The organism is Selenomonadales bacterium 4137-cl (assembly GCA_032334055.1).
Taxonomy (GTDB): Bacteria; Bacillota; Negativicutes; order Sporomusales; family UBA7701; genus Anaeroselena; species Anaeroselena agilis.
The window spans coordinates 785,595-809,693 of sequence record JAUOZS010000001.1 but is presented as its reverse complement, the minus strand read 5'-3'; the positions used below and the strand labels follow the sequence as shown (position 1 = coordinate 809,693).

The following is a 24,099-nucleotide window of genomic DNA, read 5'->3' as shown; positions in this document are numbered from 1 at the left end:
ATCCCTCCCGTCAGGACATGAATAAGGAATATACGAACCCTTCTTCATTGAGGTAACGGGGATCGAACTTCGCCAGTTCCAGCACCCGGAAAATCTTGTCCCGATTAGCGTAGACGCTGGAGGTCGACACGCCGAAGTCGGCGGCAAGCTGCTCGGCCGCTATTCCCTGGGGAGAATTGATTTGGGCGTACGCATACACTACGGCGGCCGCCCATGCACCGGGCTTGCGGATCACGTTAACCGCCAGCTGACTATAGTCGTGCCAAAGTCGCTGGGCGAGATCACGGTCGTGTTTCGAAAAACCGTATTCCGGCATTAGCTTCGCAAACAGGCGGCTCACACGCGCATCAGGCTCCCGCTTGGCTATGATCTGCGGAAACTTGCGTTCCAGTTGGGAAAAAGGGGTGACATTAACCCTGGCCAACGTAATGAGCGAGTCGACCGTGTGGCGAAAAGCAAGGGCGTGGCGGTCGAAAAAGTCCTCCCAGTTCGCCCCAGGCTGCTGGATATCGAAGATCGCCTTCTGTTGCTCCGCTTCCCCCTTGATGCGGCGGAGGAGATTAGCGCTAAGCTCGACACTGGTGATGTAGTTTACCATAACGGTGTCACGCGCAAAAACATGCCCGAAGAAAAGCAGTCTTTTCATCGTCTTATAGTCGAACTCGGGGTGAGGCAGTCGGAACTTATCGCCGGTAAAAATATTGACACACTCGACCCATTCGGGCGACAGAACGCGATGCACGGTAAAAACGGTAAAACGGGCGTTCAGCAATTCGTCCATTATCTGTCGTTCTTCACCGCTGAACACATCCCGGTGGGCAGCGGCAAAATGCCTGATCGGCGTCTCGTCGCTCGCCAGAAGACGGTAATCGAACAGGAAAAAGTCCCAGAACTCCTGCCAAAAAAGATTGAATTCCCCCGGTTCCGTGTCCGGCAGGGTGCTCAAAGGCCCGGCAAACAAGAACAGCGCCCGCTGAAAGTCGTCGTTAAACTCCTTTTGCTGGAAAAACGCGCCCAGCTTGAGCATCAGTCCCTCTACGATATCGTTAACAACCTGGTCGAGCTCTTCGCCAAGAGTATCGACGGCTTTGCGCATGACCGTATTCCGGTCCTCCAGTTTAATCCTCTTGCCGCCGGCAATTTCCTCGGCCGCCTGCTCCAGCCCGCTCGTATCGGTCACATGCTTCTTCAAAGCCAGATAACGATAGAAATCGATCAGCACGCTGAAGAAGCGCCGCACAGGTTTCAGAGTGGCCTTGAATCCCTTTACGTGGACCGCCAGCCACTTTATCACCCGACTATATTCCCTGCGGGGAATATCCTCGATGTCGACGGCCCCGGTATGGTCCAGGTAAAGAAAAAACATCCGGAGGTTGGTCCAATTATCCCTAAGCCCGTCTTCCCCGGCGCCCCCCCACGCCTTTTGGCGCAGAAAGCCCTCGACCCAGTCGCGTCTTACCGCCGGACTGTTGGCCATTTCCTCCTCAAAAAAGTGCTTTACCTCGTCATAGACGTTTTTCATCAAGGTGCGTTTTCTCCTTAAGCCAAAAGCTAGACTCATTATACCACTTCGCGGATAAGGCCGCCAGCGGCGGCAACAAGGAGGATCGGCTACCAGCAAAATTCCCCGCATCGTTATTCCCCGGCGCTGCATGCATTGCAAAAACCTGCCCTGCCTCGTATCTGCCCGTTTGCCCCTATACCGTACAGCCAGAAATTCTTATCCGTCCTCCGAACGGAAACGCAAGCTTAACGGGCAGGCAGAAAACAAGGACCGACTGAAGCCAGTCGGTCCTTGTATTTTTAACGCGTGCCGAAATGTTTTTTTCAAGAAGGCGGCATCGAGGAGGTTAGTCCTGCTATTGCCTTTCAACGGCATCGGACCTAATGACCAGCACTTTGCCCGAAGGATCTAACTGCACGAGCGGAAGGCTTTTAAAATCCACAACCCCCTGTCTGGCGAGCTGTTGGACCAGCCAGTCTTCCGTGAGATCGCTATACTTCAGGTTAGGTTGGATTATTTGCCCGTCCATAATCAGCGGCAGACACATCCCTGCAGGCTGTGGGGTAAGATTTAGGTCGTCAGGCTGGACCGGCCTGAATCCGGCTTTGGGAATGACGGACAGATTGCCTTGCGGTTCAATCACCGCAGCCGCGATGTTCTGCACATTATCGTAACCCTTTTGGCGAAGCAAGCCCATCAACTGGTTCATCGACATACTGGTTTCTTTCATCGCCCGAGCGTCTATCTGCCCGTTATTTATGATTACCGACGGCTGGTGCTCCATTATGCGGACCAGTTTATTGCATAACGAAAGCCGCGCCGCCAACAACATCAACGTAATTATCAACCCGAGCCCGTACACCGCTTTGACAGTCACCTTCGTGACCAGCGGTTCGGCGGCCACGGTTGTGAACAGCATCACGCCCGTGAACTCATAAGCGGTCATTTGGGCAATAGCCTTTTTAGGCAATATCCTGCCGGCGAAATAGGTAAAAGCAAATATCAAAATGACTCTGACGGTGTAGGATAGAAAATCGTCCAAAATTCCCTCTCTTTCTACGGCCCCGGAAAGGGGTCCGTTACCGATGCAGCCATTTTTTTCAGCGCCCCTGCCGACGGCAGAGTTGCCGAATTTCTATGTTTTACAGCCTGCCCCAGTTCCCCCAGGCGCTCTTCAAAGACCACCATCTCTTCACTGGCGTTGGCCAGTTGAATAATAAACCTATTCCTCTCCCACAGCATCTTGATAACTTCCACTTCATTGGCGGCGGTTTGCCATTCGCCGACCTCGATTTGGCTGGTCAAGGCATCGATTCTGTTGTTCATTTCCCGGTGGGGAATGGCAAAATTAAATAACACCGTCATCGCAGCCAAGCCGATGATCCACGCGGCCATAATGTAATATGAAATTTCAGTTCGATCGAACAAATTCACACCTCCCTGTCATAGATCCTTATCGCTAAGTGCAAGCCATACTCCAACTGCTATCGGCAACTGCGGCTCTGGCCGTTACACCTGTCCCCCGGTTTTGGACTGCCAAATATACTCCGGCACTAACGGAAGATAATCGAGTTCGACCTCCGCCGCCATCGACAGGGCGTTCGCCAGGGCAGCCGGCATACCGATTATCCCGTGCTCGGCCAAGCCGCGCGCACCGTAAGGCCCGTCAAGGCATGGAGTCTCCACGAAATCGACGATGTATTCAGGCGTTTCGCCGAAGCGGATTGTCTTGTAAGTACGCAGACTCGTATCAGTGACGGTTCCGTCGTCCGCGAAGATGAACTCCTCCCGGCTGGCCAGACTCAGCCCCATACTCATCCCTCCCATGACAAGGCCCCGGGCCGTTTTCGGCGTAATCACCCGGCCGGCGTCGATAACGGTGGCCGCCTTTATAAAGCGGTAGGTATTGTCCTTGGGGTCATACTCGATCACCACCGCCTGGGCGCCAGGCGTCCAATACGGGCCGGGTTTCCCCTTGCCGGTTATGGGGTCCAGCGGCGTGAGCTCAGGCATGATGTAGCTGCCCCTGCCGATCGCCTGTGCTCCGATGGCATTCCCGTTCGGAAATTTATAGCCGTGAACGACATCTTTAACGGCAAGGTACTTTTGCCGGTCGTTCTTCATGAACACCCATTCCTCGGCCACATCGAGCTCCTCCGGCGTGCAGCCGATCACTACCGCCGCAGTGTCGCAGACCTGCCTGATCAAATCGTCGGCAGCCGCCAGCACGGCGTTGCCGATCATGAACGTCGACTTGCTGGCGACCGTCTTCCAATAATGAGGGCACACACACGTGTCGACCTCCGTGAAAATACGGATGCGGCTGACATCCATCTTAAGCTTCTCGGCGAGAATAAGGGCCGCGGTCGTCTTGGTCGCCGGCCCGAACTCGACGGCCCCGGTGTTTAAGTTTAGGCTGCCGTCATTGTTGAACGTCAGTATCACGCCGGCGGACGCGTTTGACGGACTGCTGGAGGTCTTCCAGAAGCAGCTTATGCCTCTCGCCCTTATCTTCCCGTTGCCGACGTCGATCCGGGTCCCTTCCTGCCAGTTGACCGCCTGTCCAAGCTTTTCCAGGCACTCGGCCAAATTGCCCGCGTTGCTCGCCGTAACCTCGACTTGGGTGGACGTGGTCTCGCCGGGTATGATGGCATTCTTAGCCCGGATAACCAAAGGATCGAGGCCAAGGGTTTTCGCCAGCTTATCAATCGTCCGCTCGATGCAGAACGCCGCGGCGATGTGCCCAAACCCCCGGTAAGAAGTCGCATAGGGATGATTCGTATAGACGGAGTACCCATCACCCCATACATTTTCTATTTTGTACGGGCCCGTTCCGTCGACCAGGGCGGCCTCCGTCATTCGCGGGCCGGTGTCCGCGTACGCGCCCACGTCGACGAGAAACTCCAGCTCCACGGCCTTGAACAGCCCGTCTTTGGTCGCGCCCAGCTTGACGCGTCCTTCACACCCAAGCTTGCAAGGAGAAGTTACGAAGTCTTCTTCCCTGGTGTTGGCGATTTTGACAAGTCTCCCGCCGGCGGCCCGCGAAGCCATATAAGCCAGAATCTCCAACTGCACGGATGCTTTGCCCCCGAACCCTCCGCCCACCAGCGGCGTCTTGACCGTGATTTCCTGCTCGCCGAGCTGGAAATTCTTGCTGATCATCTTCACAACCGAGAAGGGAGCCTGGGTAGACGTCGTTATCACGACCTGGCCGCTCGGCAGAATTTCCGCCCGCGCGGTTCTGGTCTCCATGGCGACATGGTCTGACTGCGGGAGGAAATAGGACGCCTCCACAATCGCGTCGCTCTCAGCAAATCCCTGGGCAAAATCCCCCTTGCGGATCTGAACGTGATGACAGATGTTGCTGCCCGGCTTGGGGTAAACCTCTTTGATAACGTGCTCGTAGCCGGCGAGGTCCTCGTGCACGAGCGGGGCACCCTCCGCCACCGCAGCTTGCACGGAATTGATCACCGGAAGACACTCGTACTCGACCTTGACCAGCTTCGCCGCCCTGATGGCTTCAGGTTCACCGGTCGCCACCACCATGGCCACCGGTTCGCCGAAATAGCGGACTTTGCCCCTGGCAATCGGAGGTCGGTCGGCGAGTACCGAACCGCATAAGACCGGATAGGTCTCACCGGTCAGGACGGCCACGACACCCGGAGCCCTCAGAGCCTCATCGGAATGCAGCGCGACAATTTTGGCATGGGCATGCGGACTGGTGACAAGCTTGGCGTGAAGCATCCCCGGCACAACGTAATCGTTCGTGTACTTGGCTGCACCCGTCACCTTATCCCAGGCTTCTTTTCTTTGCATATCCAACCCAATAGGCCCTGACATATGCTCATCCCCTCGCTTTTGGTAAGATAAGTTTTTCCAAATCACTTTACCGCTATGCCAAAAAAGCGAGACCGGCTCATACTGCCGCTCAGCGTATCATCTGCCCTCCGTAATCATATATATTAGAATCTCTTACCGGGGGGCAAGCGGGTAATGGTAATAACAATAGTAAAGAAGAAGCTTCTATTGGGCATCGGGCTGGCGGCACTCGCCTTACTGGGAAGCGAAGTAGAAAAAACGCTGGCCGACAACGCCCGGGTCGTAAAATACATACCAACCACCCACAAAATTGTCGCCCTCACCTTCGATGATGGACCAGGCAAAAAGACACCGGAAATTCTCTCGATTCTAAGGGCCAGGAACGTGCGGGCCACCTTTTTTGTCGTCGGCGAAATGGTGGAGAAATATCCGCAATATGTTCGGGACGAGTTCGCCGGAGGCCACGAAGTCGGCAACCACACCTTTACCCATGTCAGACTCAGCCATATAAACAAAGAAAAACTTTTGAATGAACTCGACCGAACCGACAGACTGCTTGCGAAAACTCTGGGGATCAAGTGCACGCTGTTCCGGCCGCCCGGAGGGGGCTACGACCACACCCTTCTCGACGAGGCCTCGCGACGAGATTACACCATCGTTTTGTGGTCGGTGGATTCCCACGATTGGTACTCCTCGGGCGAGGGAATCGTCAGGTCCGTGCTCAGAAACACCAGACCGGGCGGCATAATTCTCTTCCATGACGGAATTGGGCCCCTGCCCACGAGTAAAGTCCTCCCCCTCATAATCGACCGGCTGAAGGAGCAGGGCTACGAGTTTTTGACCGTCAGCGAACTGCTTCGTTACTATGAAGAACGCCCGAAATACAGTGTAGACTGAGGCGGCAGTCCGGCCTCCTCTTAGTCCGTAATATCCGGAGGGGGTCTGAACCCCTACGTTTCAGACCCCCTCCGGATATTACGCCTACTTCAATTACTTGGTTGTACCGCTCGACAAGGTATTCTCATACGACTCGATCATCTTCCGTACCATATGCCCCCCGACCCGGCCGTTGTCGGCTGAAGTGATGGCGCCTTTGTAACGGTTGCCGTAATCTTGCAGCCCCAATTCGGCTGCCGTTTCCTCTTTGAGACGGTCGAGCGCCTGTTCGGCGGCAGGATTCACAACCTGACGGCTTCTAGACATCGCTTCGCCCTCCTCGTGATACATAATTGAACCTGATTATAGCTTGGTCATCCGCTTCTTTGATAATGCGTTGAAAATCCTGTTCTTTTTGCCTACAGATAACTACTTCGGCTTTGGCCTCTCGCTCGGCAGCCCGGGCGTCGCCGTGACCTTCGTCCCCTGTTTTACCGGATAGTTTACTCTGGCATCGGCGATGCGCTTTTCGTCTGTCATTGTCGTCCCCCCTTTTCTAAGCCTAGTTTCTGCGGCCGCATACAAGACATGCCTGATAGAAAATGCCACTTATTGCGCGGCAGCTTTTTAAGCATGCTAACCTCGGGGAGGGATGCTTTTGTGGAAAACAGCATGGAAAAAACCAGGGAAAAACTTCTTGCCGAAAAGGATAAGCTGACGCATATGATAAGCCGCCTGGAAGAAACAGGCATCGGCGATACGATGTCCGACTCGGTGGGAGAACTGTCAATGTATGACAACCATCCCGCCGATCTCGGCGACGTTATGTTCGAACGCAGCAAGGACGTGGCCCTCCGCGACAACGAGCATATCCTTCTAGAGCGGGTCGAAACGGCGCTCGACAAAATGGCCGCCGGCACTTACGGGACCTGCGAGAAATGTGGCCGCGCCATCGGCCGGGAACGGCTGGACGCGGTCCCGTGGGCTTCCCTTTGCATTTGTTGTCAGCAGGAAACCGACGGTAACGGCGACCCCACTCCCCGCCCTTTGGAAGAAGAAATCCTTGCGCCCCCTTTTCATCGGACATTCCTGGATACTGTGCAGTCGGATTTCGTCGGTTTCGACGGCGAGGACGCTCTTCAGGCAGTCCTTAGATGGGGAAGCTCGGACACTCCCCAGGACATCCCGGGCACTTACAATTACAAGGCGCTTTGGCCCAATAGCAACGAGCACGAGGGTATCGTGGATCTGGCGGATTCCATCCCGGACGACACCGGCCATACCCGTAGCCCCCGGAACGAGAAAGAAGCAGCGGAAATGGAAGAAGGGAGAGACCGTTAACCGGTCTCTCCCTTCTTATTCTGATATGAGTTACCGACTTATCCTGTTTAGCATAGCATAATATACAAAACGAGAGATTCCTAATGAGAAGAGGGTCTGAACATGGCTTTAAAGCGCTCCCAGAGGTGGAACATGTTGGCTGCGTTCTATGGGGCGGCGGCCGTTTTTTCAACCATCAGGGGGTTCCAGCTTAGCCTAAAGGGTAAGTAATACATACACCTAATGGGGCGTTTACTGTCATTTCCCCGGACAGTATTTCTTCAATGTCGACACCAAATATTCGCGACAACTCCGGAAGCAGCGACACATCGGCCCAAGCGCATTCCCGCTTGCTTATAGCCTTATCAACTGGGTCTGCTATCCTGGCCGTCCTTCCACCGCTGCTGATACTTCTTTTAGCAGGCAAGCCATGCTTTTACCCAATATCCGCATGACTTGGATTCCACGAGCGTCTTTTTTAGCGTCACCAGGCTCATCGCCAAAAATCACAGGAAAACCAGTTGGCATTGGGCAAACCCATTTGTAACCGCTAAAGTAGCGGCTAAGATTGTCATAGACCGCAACCCCTCCGGCCCGTCCCATAGCCGCCACCGCCGCCCAGACTTTATACCACATAAGCAGAGTCAGCGACTGATTGGCGCCGATAACGTAAAAGGCTCTGTCCAGAAAGCACTTCATCGGTCCCGCAACGCCGCCGTAATATGTCGGCGATCCTAGCAGTACGCCGTCGGCTCTTTTCATCCTTTGAATCCAGTCATTTACATCGTCGGAACAAATAACACAGCGTTCGTTTTGATTCACTATGCACCTTTTGCAAGCCATGCAGCCTCTCACACACTGATCGCCGACCTGAACGACCTCAAATCCGATTCCTTCCCGCAGCAACTCTTCGCCGACAAGGCTCATCGCGTAATAGGTATTGCCCTCCTTGCGGGGGCTGCCGTTAAAAGCAATTACTTTCATTTTTCCTCCTTACGAGGCCAAATCCGCTTTTATTATAATATGAAACCAAGCGCCTAGTCGTGCCAATGCGCCTAGCCGCTCCGGCTTCTCCGTCAGCCCCGCCTCCGGCGAGAGGCTCGCAGCCAAACTAAAGAGTGCTTCGTCCCCATATCTCACGGGACGGAGCACTCTTCAAATTTCCTAAATGCCCGCAAACCTTTCGAAGCCAACCACTCCCGTTCTATCAACGCCACGCACTCAATGTTCTTCGAGGAGCGCGAACGGGTGAAGAAAATAATCTACAGTTTGCGGCCATAACCCTCGCAAAGTCAGTTTGTTATCTGTATCCTCGCTCACACTATCGCATTGCATGACGAAGCCGGTTCCTCGCCGAGGATGCGCTTTTTACCCCACTCGCACAGCACCGTGAGGATCGGAATCAGTTCCTCCCCCTCGGATGTGAGGGAGTACTCAACCTTCGGCGGAATCTGGTGATATTCTTTTCTAGCCACTATGCCGTCTTGTTCCAGTTCCCGGAGCTGTTGAATCAGTATTTTGGGAGTTATTTTTTTTATGCATCTTTTCAGCTGCCCATAGCGAAGAGTGCCGCTCTGCCCCAGATGCCACAGTATTATTGGTTTCCACTTGCCGCCCATGACAGACAGGACCAGTTCCACTTCGCAGGCGAACTTCCCCTCGTCGTACTTTGCCTTTAGGTGCTTTATCATCGCTAGCCCCGCTTTCCATGGTTCCCATAATAATACTACTGCACAAATTAGTGCATACTTGCCGCTGGAATAATACAGTAATATTATAGCATTAACAAAGCGCTTTGTTAATCAAATCAAAAAGGAGAAACGTATGGAATCACTGTTAAAGAGAAAGAGTATCCGCAAATACACGTCGCAACCGGTAGCCGACGAAATCGTCCGCGACCTGCTGCACGCGGCAATGTCCGCCCCCAGCGCAGCCAACCAGCAGCCGTGGCATTTCGTAGTCGTGAGGGACCGGAACATCCTGGCGTCTATCGCCGAAGTTCATCCTTACGCTTTCATGTTGAACCAAGCTCCGCTGGCTATCGTGGTTTGTGCAACCGAGGAATTGGGAGATTTCAAACACTACTGGGTGCAAGACTGCGCGGCAGCGACAGAAAATATCCTTACCGCCGCCGTCGCTAATGGATTGGGCGGGGTGTGGCTGGGTGTCCATCCCCGGCAGAACGTGCAGGAGATTAAGCAACTGCTGAAGCTGCCGGCGGCGATCACGCCGTTTTCCGTCGTCTCCATCGGTTATCCCGACGAATTTCCCGAAGCCGGCAACCGGTATGACCGAAGCCGGGTCCATTACGACACATGGTAATTGACCGGATTGGGGGTGTTTACTTTGTCTAAGCTTACGATCGTAGCAACGGTTAAAAGCCTGCCCGGAGCGGAGAAAAAGGTGCAGCGGGAACTCGTCGGCCTGGTGGACGCCACACGTGCCGAGGAAGGTTGCCTGGAGTACCGGCTGCACACCTCCATCGATGATTCCGCCCCTTCCTGATTTACGAAAGCCGGGAGAGCAGGCAGATATGGCAGAACCATATGGTGTCGCCGCATTTCCTGACCTTCAAACAGAACACGGAAGCACAGAGGCTGGTGGGACCACCCCCAATGGCTGAGCACGCTGACCAAAATTCTCGGTGCCAAGATCGAGATATAGCAACCAACGGAAGGGCTTATGCCAAAAAAACTCTCTTTGGTTTATCACAAAGAGAGTTTGCTTTTTCATCAGCAAATTTTCCAGCATTGCCCGATATAGGCGATCCCAACCAGGCGAACCTCCCTGAATATTACTTGAGAGAGCTTGCCAGTTTGTAAAAGTACTGCTGGTCTTGCAAATACCGGAAAAGAAAGTGCGGGAAATCAGCAAAAATTTAAAGCCTTACGAAAGCTCAACCATACGGAAGGCCTGCCGAAAATTTTTTAAATGCCCGTTACCTTCCGGCAACGGGCATTTTCTGACTTCATCAGTCATGTTTTCTTTGCAGCCAAACTACCGACTCAACGTGCATTGAGCGGTCAAAACGGATTAAAAGAAAACACCGGCACCACACCGGTAATTTCAATCTTCTACTTGGCATCGTTGGCAGTAGCGAAATAAAGTGTTTCACTTGTTTTGGCGCATTCGCTTTTTGTTCCCAGATTATGAATTGATTTTACATACCAGTAATAACTATTTCCCGGTTTTAGAACACCTTCGGGAATTTTGAGCGAAGTGGACAGCGCCCGGCAAACAAAAATTGGATTGCGTTTTTGAGACACTTCTTCCGCCAAAGTAAGCGGGGAATTATCTTCGAAGATATAAATAAAACTGACAGATCCTACCCCCTTTAAAGGCAAACTCCGGCGTCAGTGTATCCAGAACCTGCCCGGATGTAACGCTTGTTCCCGGCCCAATAATCTGCGGCGAACTGAAGTGATCGCTCCAATTGGCCCTAGCTGACAATTGACCGAAGGCTAAAAGGAAAACAAATAAAAACGCTGACACCCATATCCGTTTCATAATTTTCCATCCTTTCCGTCTTTATTTTGCGTCTTTAGCCGTGGAAAGATAAAGTATTTACTTGTTTTAACGCATTCGGCAATTGTCCCGGGATTATAAATTAACTCTACAGCGCCCTCAGGCGCTTCATACTTATCGCTCCTCTTCTTATAGCGTCACTTGGCGTTGTTCCAGGCAATGTCGATAGCCTCGGCAAGCAGCGAAAAATCCTCTGGATAATCCCAGTTTTTCGCAGGTTCAAGCGACCGCATAAATTCCCCCTTATCCTGATCATATACGTGCCACTCCAGCGTTTTCGTGGCACTGTCGTTCGCTCTTGTAAGATATTTAGTTAATTTACGGAGTGTATTAGTTGATCTGGAGCTTTTCATTTCGCTCATCACCCAAAAAACAACCCCTTTGTTTTCCTCATTTTTAAAAACATTTTCAACATCGACATAATCAACCCGGCTGTCCCCTGATGCCAGGGTAAGCGTTCCCACATAGATCCATTTACTCGCCGCAAACGCCGGCCCGGCAGATAAGAAAAGGGTCAGCGCAATCAGCGATAAAATCAGCGAGATTTTGGCTTTCATTTTCTCACCTTCCTCGTATAATAATGTTTGTATTCTAAGTAGTCACATCCGTGACTATTGGGGTACAATGCAAGCAGCGGATAGAGATCGGACTTCACCTTCCTGGGTTTTTATGCCTGTAAAAAAGGGTGCCGCCTCTACCTTTGCGGTGGTCTACGAATGAGCTGGATGTTGATGATTCTTCGAATGTCAAACGAGGTTGTAGTCCGCATTGCGCTGTGAGGAAATTATCCGCAATCAATTTTTATGGGGTGTTTTATGCTTATCTGCGGAGTCGACATCGGAAAAAATCATCATGAAGCCTCTATCATCGACCAGGATGGCCGCTTGCTCGCTAAATCGCTACGTTTTGCCAACTCGACGCCCGGCGCGCAGTCCTTGCTTTCTTACATAGAAAGTCATAACAGGAACCGGGAAGTCGTTGTCATCGGCATGGAAGCCACGGGTCACTACTGGTTATCGCTCTATTGCTTCCTGTTCGATGCCGGATTTCAGGTTAACGTCATCAACCCAATCCAATCTGACGCCGTGCGGAATTTGTTTCTCCGCAAGACAAAGAATGACGCAAAAGACAGTTTCTTGATTGCCGAAACCATACGAATTGGACGGTTCAGTAATACCAGCCTTGCTGACGAGGATATGCTTTCCCTGCGCCAGCTTTGTCGCCATCGCACAGATTTGGTGGATTACATCGCCGACCAAAAACGAAAAATTGTCGGGGTCATGGATCGGGTATTCCCAGAGTATCAGAGCTTCTTTTCGGACATGTTCGGCAAAACCTCCACGGAGTTGTTGTCTCAGGTCGTTACACCGGAAGAGCTTCTCGCGCTCCCCACCAACGAGCTGTGCCGCATTCTTCGTGAAAACAGCCGGGGGCGCTTTGGAGCGGCGAAAGCGGATGAGCTCCGTGCAGCCGCTAAGACGTCATTCGGGATTACCATCGGAACGGCGGCATTTACCATGCAGCTCCGCCAGCTGTTGGAGATGATTGAACTGCTGGAACGCCAGCTTCTTGAGTTGGAGGCCGAGATAAAGCAATATCTTGTCAAACTCGACACACCCATCACCTCATGCCCAGGCGTCGGTAATGTCCTTGGCGCGGTCATCCTCTCGGAAATCGGGAGCATTTCACGTTTTTCGGAGCCGAAAAAGCTTGTCGCATTCGTCGGCATTGATCCTTCAGTCCACCAATCCGGTGAATTCACCGGGACACAGAACCGTATGTCCAAACGCGGTTCCCCTCACCTTCGCCGAGCCATCTGGCTTGCCGCAAACATCGCCTCACAGCACGACCCGGTTCTATCCGTGTTCTATCAAAAGAAACGCTCTGAAGGTAAACACCACTTTACAGCTCTTGGCGCTGTCGCGCGTAAACTGACGTTCATCATCTACGCTGTCCTGCGCGACAACAAGCCTTACGTTCCTAACTGCTGATTGATTTTGGTACTTCGCCACGGGCGGCCTCACCGTCCGCTTTTTGTGTTGCCTATTATCAGACTTCATTCATGGCTACTGCCTTTTTCATTTATCCCTTGACTTTTTATAGCTGGTCTTAAATAAAGGTATCGGTTTATATTGTTTTGTCTTTAAAAACTGATCGGCGCTTCCAAAATCAGCGGGTTGCCAGCCCGGATAACTTTTGCCGAGGCTACTGTTCCGGCTGTAAGCACTTGCTTCAGTTGGTCGGTAGTATTTACCGTGGTGCCGTTGACTTCGATGATAACATCATTCAATTGAATATTCATTTTTTCCGCCAGGCTGTTTTTCCTTACATCGGTGACCAGCAGGCCCTGCACTGTAGAAAGGTTCAGCATTTTGGCGTCGTCAGCGTTCACGCTGCGTACCGACACGCCAAAGCCGGGTTTATCGGCAGCCGACGAAGGCGGAACTGCGTTTTTTGCGATCCGGTCGATGTTGTAATTGGAATTCGCCAGTTTGATTTGTCCGGAACCGGCCACTCCTTTGCGCACAAACGAGAAGTCCATTGGATAGTCCGGTTTGTCAGACCCCATCGACAATACAGAAAGCAATTCCCGCAGTTTCAGGCCGTTGGTAACTTCCGTACCGCCCAAAGTCAGAATAATATCGCCGACCTGAATTCCGGCAACGGCTGCCGGGCTATTATCGATAACATCCGCTACCACGGCGCCGGTGTTCTGAGTCCACTTTAAATTGGCCCGCTCCTTGCCTTCAGCCGCCGGATCGGCATAGACGCCCAGCCCTGCCTTCACCGGCAGACGTTTCCCCTGGGCAACAGCAAGCGTGGCGATAGCATTGGCAATATTTTTGGCATCGTCAAGGCTTTTAGCGCGGAGAATAACCTGTTGCTCGCCTGACAGCCGGATATCCACGCCCCATTTATTCTCACGGGATGTTTTAGGGTAGTGCCACAGCAAAATATCTTTTACTTGTCCAAAAGGAACCAAACTAGTCTCCTCGTAGCGGTACGGTTCGACTACGGGGACGTTGTGGCCGCCGAGCACGCCCACGCCGGTATAAACCCATTTCTGATATGTATGTGTACCTTCTTCGACCCCGTAAACCCGCAACCTATCCCAATCGATCTGCACATCGCGGATGGGATACCCTTTCCAGCCGACATATCTGTTTTCAAGGCTTTTTATCGTACGCACAGCTTCATCGGCGGAAGCGAAAAACGACGGCGAATACCAAAGCTCAGTTCCTGTGATCCATTCGTCGTCGCCGATTTTGGCGGTCATAGTCCCGGCTTGCACCGTCGGCCAGGTAAGAATAAACACGGCTAACGTCATAAATACCAATCGTTTAAGTTCGAGTAATTTTCTTAGCATTTTGTACACCCTCTTTCATACAAAATCAAAGACGATGTTTTATTTTTCCGCCGGATTGGACACGCGTCCCATAAACAAGATTGAACCGGAATCTTTATGTATTATCAGAAACAGAAACGGACGATCGGCTTTAAAAACTGCCGGAATTTCATACGCGGTTTTGATATTCATCCCGACGGCGGTTGATGCCGCAGCCTTGCTGCCGTCCTCATTGACATCTATAATGGCCTGATGTATGACTTTCTTGATAAAGAGCTCTTTATTTCCCGTCATGCCCGAAAAGTCGGCCGTACTCTCGTCAAATGCAGCCGGCATGCCAAGCGCCGCCAAATGTTCTGCCAAACCATACCTGGTTTCCAGCTTGAATTTGGGCAAAAAAACATCAACCTTGCGGGTGTAGAGTTGTTTCTGCCATTCCTCCACTTTATGCAGCGTTAACTTCGCGCTGAATTTGTCAATATCGTCAGGCAGCAGAACCAGCATGGACAAATCATTTCCCGCATAAGGCAATTCGAGAACCTCGACTTCGTCGGTTGCCGTGTAGCCGTATTTTCCCTGCTGATGCATAAACGGCACGTCAACTGTCCTCTCAGGCCCGATGACAAAAGCTGCTGCCCGCGTTTCTTCCGGCTTAAATTTGACAGCCCAGTCGCCTTTGAAATAGATGGCGTTCGTGAGTACCAGCCGCGTCAGGCTGTCAACATCTCTTTTGTGCAGCAAATCTTTTATCTCGCCCGCCGTATTGTCCTCTACCCACTGGTTAATAATCTGTCGGCTTTTTTCTGCTTCTGCCGCAAAATCGACGGTATTAAATCCTCCCTGATAATACTTGCCGACAAGCTCCAAAAAGTCTTTGCTAAAGGGATAATCCGCCTGCCCCCACAGCGCATTGGCCACCCGAAACTGATACGGTTTGGGTTTTGAATCGCAGACTTTTGCGCAAAGCAAGGAAAAGTACTTGGGGATATCATCCTGAGGCAAAGCAAAATGCAGAGTACGCGCCATCTGCCTTTCAGTTTCCCCTCTGCTGCCGGCATAAGTCATGGCTAAGGCAGACGAAATGCTAAACGGAGAAAGGAATACATTTTTATCTTTCTCCACCATGGCGATTTGATTATAAAGTTCAAAAGCAAATTCATTGTTCCCGGAAACAACTCTATTCTGCCCAGTCGTAGTGTTTTCCCCATTGCCGGCCAACCCCAGGGCAGGAAATGCAATCCCCGTGAGTAATATAATCGCAAGCGTCAAAACAATCCTTTGATAACACATGAACCGCCCGCACACTCCTTCATAAAATCATTTCAGTTAACTATCGCCACACCGGGCCAATAAGCCAATGTCAAAATCATTGCCGTCCGTAAAAACCCTGTAATCCAGCCTCGCTTCATACTTTCCGCCGCCTCACTACCGTATTTATTTCCATAAACGCTGCACCCAGCAAAAAGTAACGCAGCTTTTTCCATCCTTTCTCAGTCACTGGTGCAAACCGTGGGGCAAGCAAAGGCTCTTCCAGAAACATCATCCATAGCCAGTCGACCCAAAGTCCCAAGCCCATTATGCAAGCCATCGCAAAGTCTCACCATCAGTATTACAAGTACTGCGCGTTTGTTTTCTATGCTCGCATAAATGTTTCTATTCGGTTCAAATGATTCCTGTTTTACCGCATCCACTCACTTAAAGTAAAGATGTTTGCCCACTGCGGTTATGACCGCAGCAGGGAAAACTCGCAAAAATGCTGTACCAACAACTGGTACAGCATTCATTGTGGCTTAATGTATTTGAATGTTACTTTGCTGTCTTTGGGTCTTATCCCGTTTAGGCAAGGTGACTGTAAGTACCCCATCATTAAATTTCGCGTCGATCTTGTCGTCCATGACATTATCGATATAGATACTCCTCTGGAATTGCCCGTATCGTCTCTCCCTGCGGACATAACTCTCGTCCTTTACTTCCTGAGTCTCATCCCGTTTGGCTGAAATAGTTAGGTACTGGTTTTCATATCGCAGGGTAATATCACCCTTTTTTACGCCTGGCAAATCGGCTTCGACGATGTATTCGTTCTCGGTTTCCCGGAGGTCTACCCGGAAAGCGTTAGCCATGTTTCCAAACGGTGCCGGAAAATCATCGTTGAAAAACCCGTGCATAAGTTGGTCAAAATAGTCTCTTGCCGGCAGATTTTTGTTTCGGAACGGTACTAACCCAAACATGAATGTGCCTCCTTTTCTTCTTTAATATTCATAGTATGGTATACCCGCCAGGTTTTTAATCAATATTAAATTACCAGAATGCGGGCATCGATCCGGCCTTTTGATAATTTTACTTATTATGGAAATGCATCTTGAACATATAAGCTCCTAATGCTATAATTTTTAGTGAAGTTTTTCATGTTTTCATTAAGGTGGAAGTATGTATAAGCTTGAATTTATTTTGAAAAATAGCAAGAAAAAGTATAAGGATCAAGGAAAAACCTACTGCCGTAGTGTTAAGCAAAAATTCGAAGTGGATATACTGGATTACATCGTTACTCAGTCGGCACGAAGCGAAAGGACAGACAGCTCAGTGGTTCAATCCATCCACGTGACAGTTCTGGCAACCATACCGTTCAAAGTAAAAGTGACGACTACTTCTAGTGATACCCAAGCCAAAACAAAGCATGTCCGCAAAGAGGTACTAACAAGCATGGATGAAGCCACTTTGGGGAGTAAATCACTTTGCCATATTTTGACGGCTGAGTAACAAATAAATAAATCAGAGTGAAGAGAGTTCATGTATAGGTACTGCTGTTTAATGCATGGTCCTGGTCCGGCTGTAAGTTCTGGGCGGCATATGAGGGTGAATGCTACGGAAAGGCATCGCATGGCCTGGAATCGGCAAAGACAAAAAACAAATTCGATAAAAAAAGTATCCTGAAGGAAAATGGAGTTTTTTTTATAATTAGGTATGCGAACAAATCGAGTCGTAGCCGCAGCGCCGGCACCAATCGGCGTTACATGGATAGGCAGCCTCGCTGTCGTATTCATGGGCATAGTGGCATATTCTCCCGATTTCATTGAACACGGCCTCTTCTGTCGCCTGATCAACAGGTATCGCCATCACTCGTTCATGGCGCAAAAAATAAAGTTGCGCATCTTTTACCGATTTGCCCAAAGCCGCCTGCACCGCTGCAGCGTACAACACCATCTGTGGCTTATAGACATCTGCTTTTGCGGCTACTACGGCATCATCAACCTTGTCGGTTTTATAGTCGATGATGCCGTAGCTGCCGTCGGAGTAGGCAACAAGGCAATCGATCCTGCCAGTAAACCAATATCCGCCAGCGGCGCTTCCCGGCAAATTTAACTGGAACTGCCACTCTTTTCGGCACGGCAGACTGCCTTTCTCCCGATAAAAAGCACTATCTACATAACGTTCCAGCAGTGGTGCGGCATCAGCTATAACGGCACCCCGCCAGCGTAGCGGCACAATTTCCTCGGTTGCGCGGCTAAGGCAGTCTTGCCAAAGCATTCCAGGCATAAGTAATTCCAAGCAGCGGTGCAACACCGATCCGGTCAGACGGCCAGGCGGAACGTCCCCGGCGACGTTGGCGGCATAGTCGGCCACCTCTGGTAATCCGCTGTGAAACAGGTAATAAAACGCCCGTGGGCACTGACGGAATTTTAGAATATGGCTGGCGGAAAAAGTTCTGTTGCCGTTAGTATCTGTGAACACTGGCGCGATATTGCGTTCGATACGGTTTAGCCATTCGGGCTGAACCTCGGTACTCTTGGGCCATCCGCCACGGTTAATTCGCGGCGTTTTTTCTTCTCCTGTGTCTCTAACCACTACCTGAATTTTACCGTTATTTAGTGACTCCGGCAGATCGTCAATCGCTGAGAACCCGTATATCCATCCCAGCCATTCCAGCCAAGTGTTTAGTTTGCTAAACTCCTTGTCGCTAACCACCTTATTCGCCTCGGCCGACAATACGAGGTAGTCTTTGGCGCGGGTGAAGGCAACGTAAAGCAGTCGCTTCAGTTCCATCTGAGCCAAGCGCTTCTCCTCAGCCGCAATACGCCGGTAAACAGAAGACGCAGTCAACCCGCCTCCGGCGTCCGGCACTTTTAGCCCAATACCCAGTTCAGAGTTAAACAGCACGGCAGCTATTTCAGCTTTAAATTTTCGGTGCAAATCAGGCAAAAATACAACCGGGAACTCCAGTCCCTTGGCTTTATGTATGGTCATTAACTTTACGGTGTCGCCGCCTTCACTTTCCAGTTGCGCTTCACCCTCCTGGACATTGCCGTTAACCAGTTTATCCACATAACGCAAGAAATCTCCCAACGTAAACATTCCCTGTTGTTCATAATCGTCGGCCAACCTGACTAACTTGGTCAGGTTGGCGTACTTTTGCTGTCCCATGAACTGAGTCAGCACCAAATTCGAATAGCCGGTTTCCTTCAAAGCCAGTCGTATCAGTTCGGCTGTCCCCATCATGCCGCGCAAGTCGTATAGCTTTTTAAGAACCTGCCAGGCTCTGGCAACAACTAACCGCTCCGTTTCAATCAGTTCAGGAATGGCCATATGTCGCTCCAGGCCCTGCCAAAGGCTGTAGCCGCCCTCCTTCAAACGCACCAACGTCTCATCGGCCAGTAGGAACATCGGCGAACGCAAAACCCCGGCCAGCGCCGTTTCCTGCGAATGGTTGTCTATCACCTTCAACAGATTGAGTACATCGACAATTTCCTGGCAGCCGTAAAATCCCCGGCCGCCGACGATATAATAAGGAATGCCATAGTTCTGCAGTGCTGCGGCATAAGTGTCAATGTCCTTGGCGGTGCGGAACAAAATGGCTATATCGCCGTATTGCACCGTCCGCGGCTCGGCGTCTCGGTTTATCAGGTGCTCACCTTCCCCGACCATCGCCCTGATGCGCCGGGCAATGGCGGCGGCTTCAATTTCCCGATCACTGCGCCAGTCTTCCGCTTTATCCTTGGCCACAACCAGCAGTTCGGCCCCAGGTGCCGGACCTTTTCCGCGACGGTGCGACCGCAACGGCGCAAAGGCTGTTTCATCCTCCGCCGTACCCATAAGAGCGCCGAAACATTCATTGTACAGCGCAATCAAATCATCCATCGAACGAAAATTGACATCGAGCTCAATAAGATCGCCACCGCCGGCCGAGATTTCTCGCCGCACCTGTTCGAACACACCGACGTCAGCGCCGCGGAAACGGTAGATGGACTGTTTGGCATCGCCGACAACGAACAGCTTGTTGCCATAAAGCCTCTCGGCGTCGCCTCCGGCCAGCAGATAAATGATCTGTCGCTGAAGCTCGTTGGTATCCTGAAATTCGTCGACCATGATCTGACGAATCTTCTGGCAATACTTTTGCCGCACCCCGGCAACGTTTTTCAGTAGATAGACGGTCCGCAACTCTAGATCAGCGAAGGTCAGTACCCGGTGCTCCCGCTTATAACTATCCATAACCGAATGAACAGCCAGCAACAGTCGACAAAGATCCGGGATCACGGTCAGCGCCAGCCTATCGGCCTGAGCTCGATCAAGGGCTGACAGCGTCTCTTTTACGGCGGCTATAATTTTCTTTCCCTTGGAGCGCCGGTCAAGACCGTCCAAATAGCTATGCAACACTGCAAGGGCATTTTCGTTCTCACCGCCGGCCGCCTGGATGGCGGCGACAATCTCACCCCAATTCCGTTCCAGTCGCTCCAACCGGACAAAATTCGCGCTTTTTTTGTCTAACTCGTTTTTTAAGGCAATCAGTTTCTGACATTGTTCAAACAACTCGCCCCTGTTCTTTCCTGCCTCGGCGACAGCCTGTCGGTAAAGTCTGGTGAACCGTTCTGTAAAATCGGCGGCAAGCATTCCCTGCGCGCTTAATTTCTCGTAAATGTCAGGCAGAACGGAGGTCAATTGCGCTTTATCGTAATTGGTTAGCAGCCGCCCCAGCCATTCGGCGTTGTCCGCCAAGCCGGTTTCAAAAGTCTCATCGATTGCCTTTTCTAATAGCAATGAGGCCGCCGTTTCGTCCAGGACTTTAAACTGGGGGTCCAGCGCGGCCTCAACCGGGTTATCCCGCAACACTCGGGCGCAGAAGCTGTGGAAGGTGCCAATGGCTGCATACTCCATTTGCCCCTTCACTTCACGCCATAAGCGGCGCTCTTCTTCCGTCGCCGCCCCTTCGGCCAGTTCCACCGCCTTGGCCCGGATACGTTCCTTCATTTCCTTGGCGGCCTTGTTAGTGAAGGTGACGGCGAGAATTTCGTCACACTTGGCCCGCCCCTGGCGGAGAATATGAAGATACCGTTCCACCAGCACCCTAGTCTTGCCGGCTCCGGCTCCGGCCGACACAGCGACGTTAGTCCCCAGGCTTTCAATAGCCCTGACTTGCGCAGGTGTAAAATCAAGCATCGCCCTCACCCCCCTCCTGGTGGTTGCCGTTTCGCCGCTGGAAACGGCAAATGGTGCGAGCTACGCAGTAAGGCGGGCAATCACCTGACGGTGCCGCAGGAAATTTTCCGGCCCGAATACCTTTCACATAACCGAATATCTTACGGCACACCTCCGCCTGCAGGGCCTGCCACTCCTGCTCCGTCAGGTTGCCGGCTCGTTTGGCGGCCCGGTGCCGGATGCCCTCCGCCAGTTTGGCCCGCCACATACCCCCTTCCTTTCTGGTTCCTTCAATCGAATAATATCCTCCTCCAGCCACCATGTCGCCTTCGGTACATAACAATCGCTCCGCCGCCAGGATGTATAAGGCCACCTGAAGATCCCGCCCCTCGGCCAAGTCACGAAACGAAGGGCAAGATTTACGTTTATAGTCCACCACCGTCAAATAGTCTCCCGCTTTGTCTATACGATCTACTTTACCGACAATCTTCACCTCGCAGTTATCCATCGCAAGAACGAGCGGCGGCGTAACCGACGCCTCGTCCATCCCCTCCTTGACCGGAAGGCCGAAGCCCCATTCGAGAAAGGCCGGCGTAAAGGCAAGGCCGTCACCGTTCTGTTCCTTGATCTCGAATTCCAGCCAACGGCGCAAGACCCGGGTGATGTGCTGGCGCTGGAAATCCCATAGCTTGCCTGGGATGATGATTTTGGCTCTGGTCAGTTGCCCCATCACGGCTTCCAATTCAGCCTGCAGTTGGGCCAAATAGTCTTCAATCCGGTCCGGTCGCAGAATCTCGCCCTTGTGGGCGCGGAGAAAAACGCTCAGCACTTCATGGTAAACCGTGCCGACAAGATCATGACCGGCTTCTTCGGTTTTTTCCTCCCAGTCGTCCAAACGCAGAATCCGCTTGGCGAAATATAGGAAGGGGCAACGGGCGTAATCCTCAAGCGCCGAAATGCTGAATTCCGTTATCATCCGGCAGGCGGCAACCGTCGCCGGTGCCTGCAGTATCCCCCCGTAGGCGCCAAAATTCCAAGCTCGCTGTTGTTCACCCGCCGCCCGCCGTTCAAAGTCGCTGTCCAAAATATTGGCCAGTACATAAATGGCGGCGGTGGTTGCCTCCTTGCGGCAGTCATCCGATGTAAAAAAGTCCAGGAGAGCCCTGCCGGCCAGTTCCCTGTCGGAATAAAGCGCGTCATACTCGGTAGAAAACAGTTCACCTGGCCCGTATTTTCGCCAAGTAACACTACCGGCGATAAACAGGCGGGCGATCTCTTCCATATAAGGCGAAAGCATTGTTTCGGCGTCCTCATAACCGCTCAGCACCAAAAAGTCGTCTGCTAGCGCTATCGCTACTGCGAAGTATAAGTCTTCTTCCGCCCGGCGGCGAACGGCGTTCATCAAATCCAACCCGAGGCTTCCGAAAAGAGCGCGATCGCCCTCATTATACAGCCAATTATCCCGGTCTCGTAGCGGAAATTCGCCCTCGGTCAACCCGAGGACAAACACCGCCCCGAAGGTTGTCCCCCTAACTCCGGACGGGCTCACCACCTGTACGCCGGAAGCGTTATAGCTTTCCAGAATCATCGTTTTTCCGGCCAATGCCTTGTGAAAATAAGCAAGAAACTCCGACAGTGTCAGCTTTTTCTCCTCTTCTCCCACCATGGCGAATCCCTGTTCCATCTCATCCAGCGTGTCGTAGATAATTTGCAGCGTCAGCAATCCCGCCTTCAGCCTCTCTTGTGTCAGTAGACCCAGGCGGCGAGCCTCTCCCAACCTTTGGGACACAGCGATTGCAACGACAAACTCCTTGAAAGCATCCGCCAGCCGGCGGCAGGTGCCCTGTTTCGGCAGCCTGCCCACCAAATTACGCAACCTGTCAAAACTGGCCCGGCGGGCGGAGTTTTCCGCCCCGCCCGGCCGCTGCTCGAACAGGCTAAACCAATCATCCCATGTCCGAACAACATGGTCGAGAGCCTGCTGCTCCAGGTCGTCAGCGTCAAAGCCGGCGAGTTCCGGACAGAAAGGCGACTTCATTAGGTTGATGACCGCATGGCGCGCCCCGTTCGTCATTCGGGCGGCGCATGCATTAGCCAACATTCTGACAAGCGGCTGGTCCTTGAGCTGCTCCTCCCGGGGAAGACTGACTGGGATACCGAATTCGCCGCAAATATTGCGGAAATCTTTGTATATTCCGATATCCCGAACGACCACCGCCACCTGCTCCGGGCGGTAAACACCAGTAAGCAGTAGACTTTTGATTTTTGCGGCTATCACCGCCATTTCCTTTTCGCGGCTGGGGCTGCTAACAAATTCCACCGCTCCGTCGGCCGCGACAGATGCCGAATCAGCCGTAAACAGAAAGCGCCTAGCGTGATCTAGACCAGCCGCCGATGTCCGGCTGACGGCAGGAAAGTAAGGTGTAAAACCCATACCCACAAGTTCGGAATAGGTGGGCTCCACCGCTGCGAACAGCTCGGGGCGGTTTTTTTCATAGATCATACCAATCTCTAAAGTGACCGTCCTATTCAGCCGTCTTACCAACTCCACCTGCAACGGCGTCAGGATATAAAATTCACTAATGAAAAGTCGACGGTATGGTAGTGTAGCTTGGCCCGCGTCCAACGCCTGAATTGCCAGAAAGTACTTTTCCTCAAGGTCGGTCAGACCAAGCTTAGCTAGGCTATTCTGATAGGCACAGTAAATGGCATGGACCTCTTGGTCTTTAGCCGCCCATTCCCGTGCTGCAGCCGCAGCGGCAAACTCATCCGGCGATGCGCCTGTCCGTTTGATCTCAGCCAGCAAGCTGGTCACCGCGCTCACATAACCGGGAAATTCGGCGATAGAGTTGAAATACGGCAAACCCACACTGCTTTTAACCTCGGCCAGCACCGTGTTCACCAACAGTTCCTGGGTCATCCGGTCCATAAACCACCGCCGCACCCCTGCCAGGTGCAGGATTTCGTCCACAAGTTCATCAAATGATAATAGATTTGGTTGCTCGTAGCCAGCCAATCCCATGTCCCGCATGTGCTGCCTAACCTCGTTTAGCAAATAGGAGCTTGGCAGTAAATAAGTCTCCTCTCGGCCCCGGCCGGCAACCACGGCTTCCGCCAGCGACCGGATGAATCGGTCGCGCACCGTTCCGCCCAAAGGCGTGCAATATAGATTCGGCATAGTTACCTCCCGCTTTGATTATCCAATATATTGGCGCTCAAAGCTTTAGTGTCCTGCTCGACAAAAAACCTCGCACCTTAGGTTTTTGTCTAAAAAGTAAAAACCTCCAGAGGAAGAATACCC

Annotated in this window: 20 protein-coding genes; 7 read left to right on the top strand and 13 right to left on the bottom strand. The window is 52.1% G+C overall.

The window, feature by feature from the left end:
* Positions 1–10: 10 nt before the first annotated feature.
* From Q4T40_04200 to Q4T40_04185, 4 genes are all read right to left on the bottom strand, one after another.
* Complete coding sequence (locus tag Q4T40_04200; protein MDT8900444.1) at positions 11–1,525, bottom strand: hypothetical protein; 1,515 nt, start codon at positions 1,523–1,525, stop codon at positions 11–13.
* A gap of 334 nt (positions 1,526–1,859) precedes the next feature.
* Positions 1,860–2,546 (bottom strand): DUF421 domain-containing protein, encoded by a 687-nt coding sequence (locus Q4T40_04195; GenBank protein ID MDT8900443.1) that lies wholly within the window; start codon positions 2,544–2,546, stop codon positions 1,860–1,862.
* A gap of 14 nt (positions 2,547–2,560) precedes the next feature.
* Positions 2,561–2,932: a hypothetical protein gene (locus Q4T40_04190; protein ID MDT8900442.1), complete on the bottom strand. Its 372-nt coding sequence runs from the start codon at positions 2,930–2,932 to the stop codon at positions 2,561–2,563.
* A gap of 81 nt (positions 2,933–3,013) precedes the next feature.
* Positions 3,014–5,344, bottom strand: coding sequence for a xanthine dehydrogenase family protein molybdopterin-binding subunit (locus Q4T40_04185; GenBank protein ID MDT8900441.1), 2,331 nt, complete (start codon positions 5,342–5,344; stop codon positions 3,014–3,016).
* A gap of 153 nt (positions 5,345–5,497) precedes the next feature.
* Here Q4T40_04185 and Q4T40_04180 point away from each other — a divergent pair, with 153 nt between their 5' ends.
* On the top strand, positions 5,498–6,220 hold the full coding sequence (locus Q4T40_04180) for a polysaccharide deacetylase family protein (protein ID MDT8900440.1): 723 nt from the start codon (positions 5,498–5,500) through the stop codon (positions 6,218–6,220).
* Positions 6,221–6,313: 93 nt separating this feature from the next.
* Here Q4T40_04180 and Q4T40_04175 read toward each other — a convergent pair whose 3' ends face one another.
* Complete coding sequence (locus Q4T40_04175; protein MDT8900439.1) at positions 6,314–6,526, bottom strand: alpha/beta-type small acid-soluble spore protein; 213 nt, start codon at positions 6,524–6,526, stop codon at positions 6,314–6,316.
* A gap of 333 nt (positions 6,527–6,859) precedes the next feature.
* Between Q4T40_04175 and Q4T40_04170 the strand changes: the two genes are divergently transcribed.
* Entirely contained in the window at positions 6,860–7,540 is a 681-nt protein-coding gene (locus Q4T40_04170; protein MDT8900438.1) for a TraR/DksA C4-type zinc finger protein, read from the top strand.
* A gap of 357 nt (positions 7,541–7,897) precedes the next feature.
* On the opposite strand, the gene Q4T40_04165 is transcribed toward Q4T40_04170, so the two are convergent.
* Positions 7,898–8,503: a flavodoxin family protein gene (locus Q4T40_04165; protein ID MDT8900437.1), complete on the bottom strand. Its 606-nt coding sequence runs from the start codon at positions 8,501–8,503 to the stop codon at positions 7,898–7,900.
* A gap of 332 nt (positions 8,504–8,835) precedes the next feature.
* Complete coding sequence (locus Q4T40_04160; protein ID MDT8900436.1) at positions 8,836–9,210, bottom strand: helix-turn-helix domain-containing protein; 375 nt, start codon at positions 9,208–9,210, stop codon at positions 8,836–8,838.
* 133 nt (positions 9,211–9,343) lie between these two features.
* Between Q4T40_04160 and Q4T40_04155 the strand changes: the two genes are divergently transcribed.
* The 3 genes from Q4T40_04155 (at position 9,344) to Q4T40_04145 (ending at position 10,341) form a co-directional block, all read left to right on the top strand.
* On the top strand, positions 9,344–9,841 hold the full coding sequence (locus tag Q4T40_04155) for a nitroreductase family protein (protein MDT8900435.1): 498 nt from the start codon (positions 9,344–9,346) through the stop codon (positions 9,839–9,841).
* A 24-nt stretch (positions 9,842–9,865) separates the two neighbouring features.
* Positions 9,866–10,024, top strand: a complete 159-nt coding sequence (locus tag Q4T40_04150) for an antibiotic biosynthesis monooxygenase (GenBank protein MDT8900434.1) — start codon at positions 9,866–9,868, stop codon at positions 10,022–10,024.
* 110 nt (positions 10,025–10,134) lie between these two features.
* Positions 10,135–10,341, top strand: a complete 207-nt coding sequence (locus tag Q4T40_04145) for a hypothetical protein (protein MDT8900433.1) — start codon at positions 10,135–10,137, stop codon at positions 10,339–10,341.
* An 840-nt stretch (positions 10,342–11,181) separates the two neighbouring features.
* On the opposite strand, the gene Q4T40_04140 is transcribed toward Q4T40_04145, so the two are convergent.
* Entirely contained in the window at positions 11,182–11,601 is a 420-nt protein-coding gene (locus Q4T40_04140; GenBank protein ID MDT8900432.1) for a hypothetical protein, read from the bottom strand.
* Positions 11,602–11,859: 258 nt separating this feature from the next.
* On the opposite strand from Q4T40_04140, the gene Q4T40_04135 reads away from it, so the two are divergent.
* Entirely contained in the window at positions 11,860–13,035 is a 1,176-nt protein-coding gene (locus Q4T40_04135; GenBank protein MDT8900431.1) for an IS110 family transposase, read from the top strand.
* Positions 13,036–13,187: 152 nt separating this feature from the next.
* On the opposite strand, the gene Q4T40_04130 is transcribed toward Q4T40_04135, so the two are convergent.
* The 3 genes from Q4T40_04130 to Q4T40_04120 all read right to left on the bottom strand — a co-directional run bounded on the left by Q4T40_04130 (position 13,188) and on the right by Q4T40_04120 (position 16,618).
* Positions 13,188–14,411 (bottom strand): PDZ domain-containing protein, encoded by a 1,224-nt coding sequence (locus tag Q4T40_04130; GenBank protein MDT8900430.1) that lies wholly within the window; start codon positions 14,409–14,411, stop codon positions 13,188–13,190.
* Positions 14,412–14,450: 39 nt separating this feature from the next.
* On the bottom strand, positions 14,451–15,680 hold the full coding sequence (locus Q4T40_04125; GenBank protein ID MDT8900429.1) for a serpin family protein: 1,230 nt from the start codon (positions 15,678–15,680) through the stop codon (positions 14,451–14,453).
* Positions 15,681–16,180: 500 nt separating this feature from the next.
* Positions 16,181–16,618 (bottom strand): Hsp20/alpha crystallin family protein, encoded by a 438-nt coding sequence (locus Q4T40_04120; protein MDT8900428.1) that lies wholly within the window; start codon positions 16,616–16,618, stop codon positions 16,181–16,183.
* Between the two features lie 199 nt (positions 16,619–16,817).
* Between Q4T40_04120 and Q4T40_04115 the strand changes: the two genes are divergently transcribed.
* A complete protein-coding gene (locus Q4T40_04115) occupies positions 16,818–17,147 on the top strand; it encodes a hypothetical protein (GenBank protein ID MDT8900427.1) in 330 nt (109 codons plus the stop codon).
* Positions 17,148–17,345: 198 nt separating this feature from the next.
* On the opposite strand, the gene Q4T40_04110 is transcribed toward Q4T40_04115, so the two are convergent.
* Both Q4T40_04110 and Q4T40_04105 read right to left on the bottom strand, forming a co-directional pair.
* A complete protein-coding gene (locus Q4T40_04110) occupies positions 17,346–20,819 on the bottom strand; it encodes a UvrD-helicase domain-containing protein (GenBank protein MDT8900426.1) in 3,474 nt (1,157 codons plus the stop codon).
* Entirely contained in the window at positions 20,812–23,829 is a 3,018-nt protein-coding gene (locus tag Q4T40_04105) for a PD-(D/E)XK nuclease family protein (GenBank protein ID MDT8900425.1), read from the bottom strand. The genes Q4T40_04110 and Q4T40_04105 overlap by 8 nt, the downstream gene beginning before the upstream one ends.
* Between the last annotated feature and the right edge of the window lie 270 nt (positions 23,830–24,099).

Excerpts from the sequence above, each read along its gene's own strand:
- Q4T40_04185 (MDT8900441.1), bottom strand. The coding sequence starts at position 5,344 with ATGTCAGGGCCTATTGGGTTGGATATGCAAAGAAAAGAAGCCTGGGAT.
- Q4T40_04180 (MDT8900440.1), top strand. The coding sequence starts at position 5,498 with ATGGTAATAACAATAGTAAAGAAGAAGCTTCTATTGGGCATCGGGCTG.
- Q4T40_04175 (MDT8900439.1), bottom strand. The coding sequence starts at position 6,526 with ATGTCTAGAAGCCGTCAGGTTGTGAATCCTGCCGCCGAACAGGCGCTC.
- Q4T40_04165 (MDT8900437.1), bottom strand. The coding sequence starts at position 8,503 with ATGAAAGTAATTGCTTTTAACGGCAGCCCCCGCAAGGAGGGCAATACC.
- Q4T40_04160 (MDT8900436.1), bottom strand. The coding sequence starts at position 9,210 with ATGATAAAGCACCTAAAGGCAAAGTACGACGAGGGGAAGTTCGCCTGC.
- Q4T40_04155 (MDT8900435.1), top strand. The coding sequence starts at position 9,344 with ATGGAATCACTGTTAAAGAGAAAGAGTATCCGCAAATACACGTCGCAA.
- Q4T40_04145 (MDT8900433.1), top strand. The coding sequence starts at position 10,135 with ATGGCTGAGCACGCTGACCAAAATTCTCGGTGCCAAGATCGAGATATA.
- Q4T40_04140 (MDT8900432.1), bottom strand. The coding sequence starts at position 11,601 with ATGAAAGCCAAAATCTCGCTGATTTTATCGCTGATTGCGCTGACCCTT.
- Q4T40_04135 (MDT8900431.1), top strand. The coding sequence starts at position 11,860 with ATGCTTATCTGCGGAGTCGACATCGGAAAAAATCATCATGAAGCCTCT.
- Q4T40_04130 (MDT8900430.1), bottom strand. The coding sequence starts at position 14,411 with ATGCTAAGAAAATTACTCGAACTTAAACGATTGGTATTTATGACGTTA.
- Q4T40_04125 (MDT8900429.1), bottom strand. The coding sequence starts at position 15,680 with ATGTGTTATCAAAGGATTGTTTTGACGCTTGCGATTATATTACTCACG.
- Q4T40_04120 (MDT8900428.1), bottom strand. The coding sequence starts at position 16,618 with ATGTTTGGGTTAGTACCGTTCCGAAACAAAAATCTGCCGGCAAGAGAC.
- Q4T40_04115 (MDT8900427.1), top strand. The coding sequence starts at position 16,818 with ATGTATAAGCTTGAATTTATTTTGAAAAATAGCAAGAAAAAGTATAAG.
- Q4T40_04110 (MDT8900426.1), bottom strand. The coding sequence starts at position 20,819 with ATGCTTGATTTTACACCTGCGCAAGTCAGGGCTATTGAAAGCCTGGGG.
- Q4T40_04105 (MDT8900425.1), bottom strand. The coding sequence starts at position 23,829 with ATGCGGGACATGGGATTGGCTGGCTACGAGCAACCAAATCTATTATCA.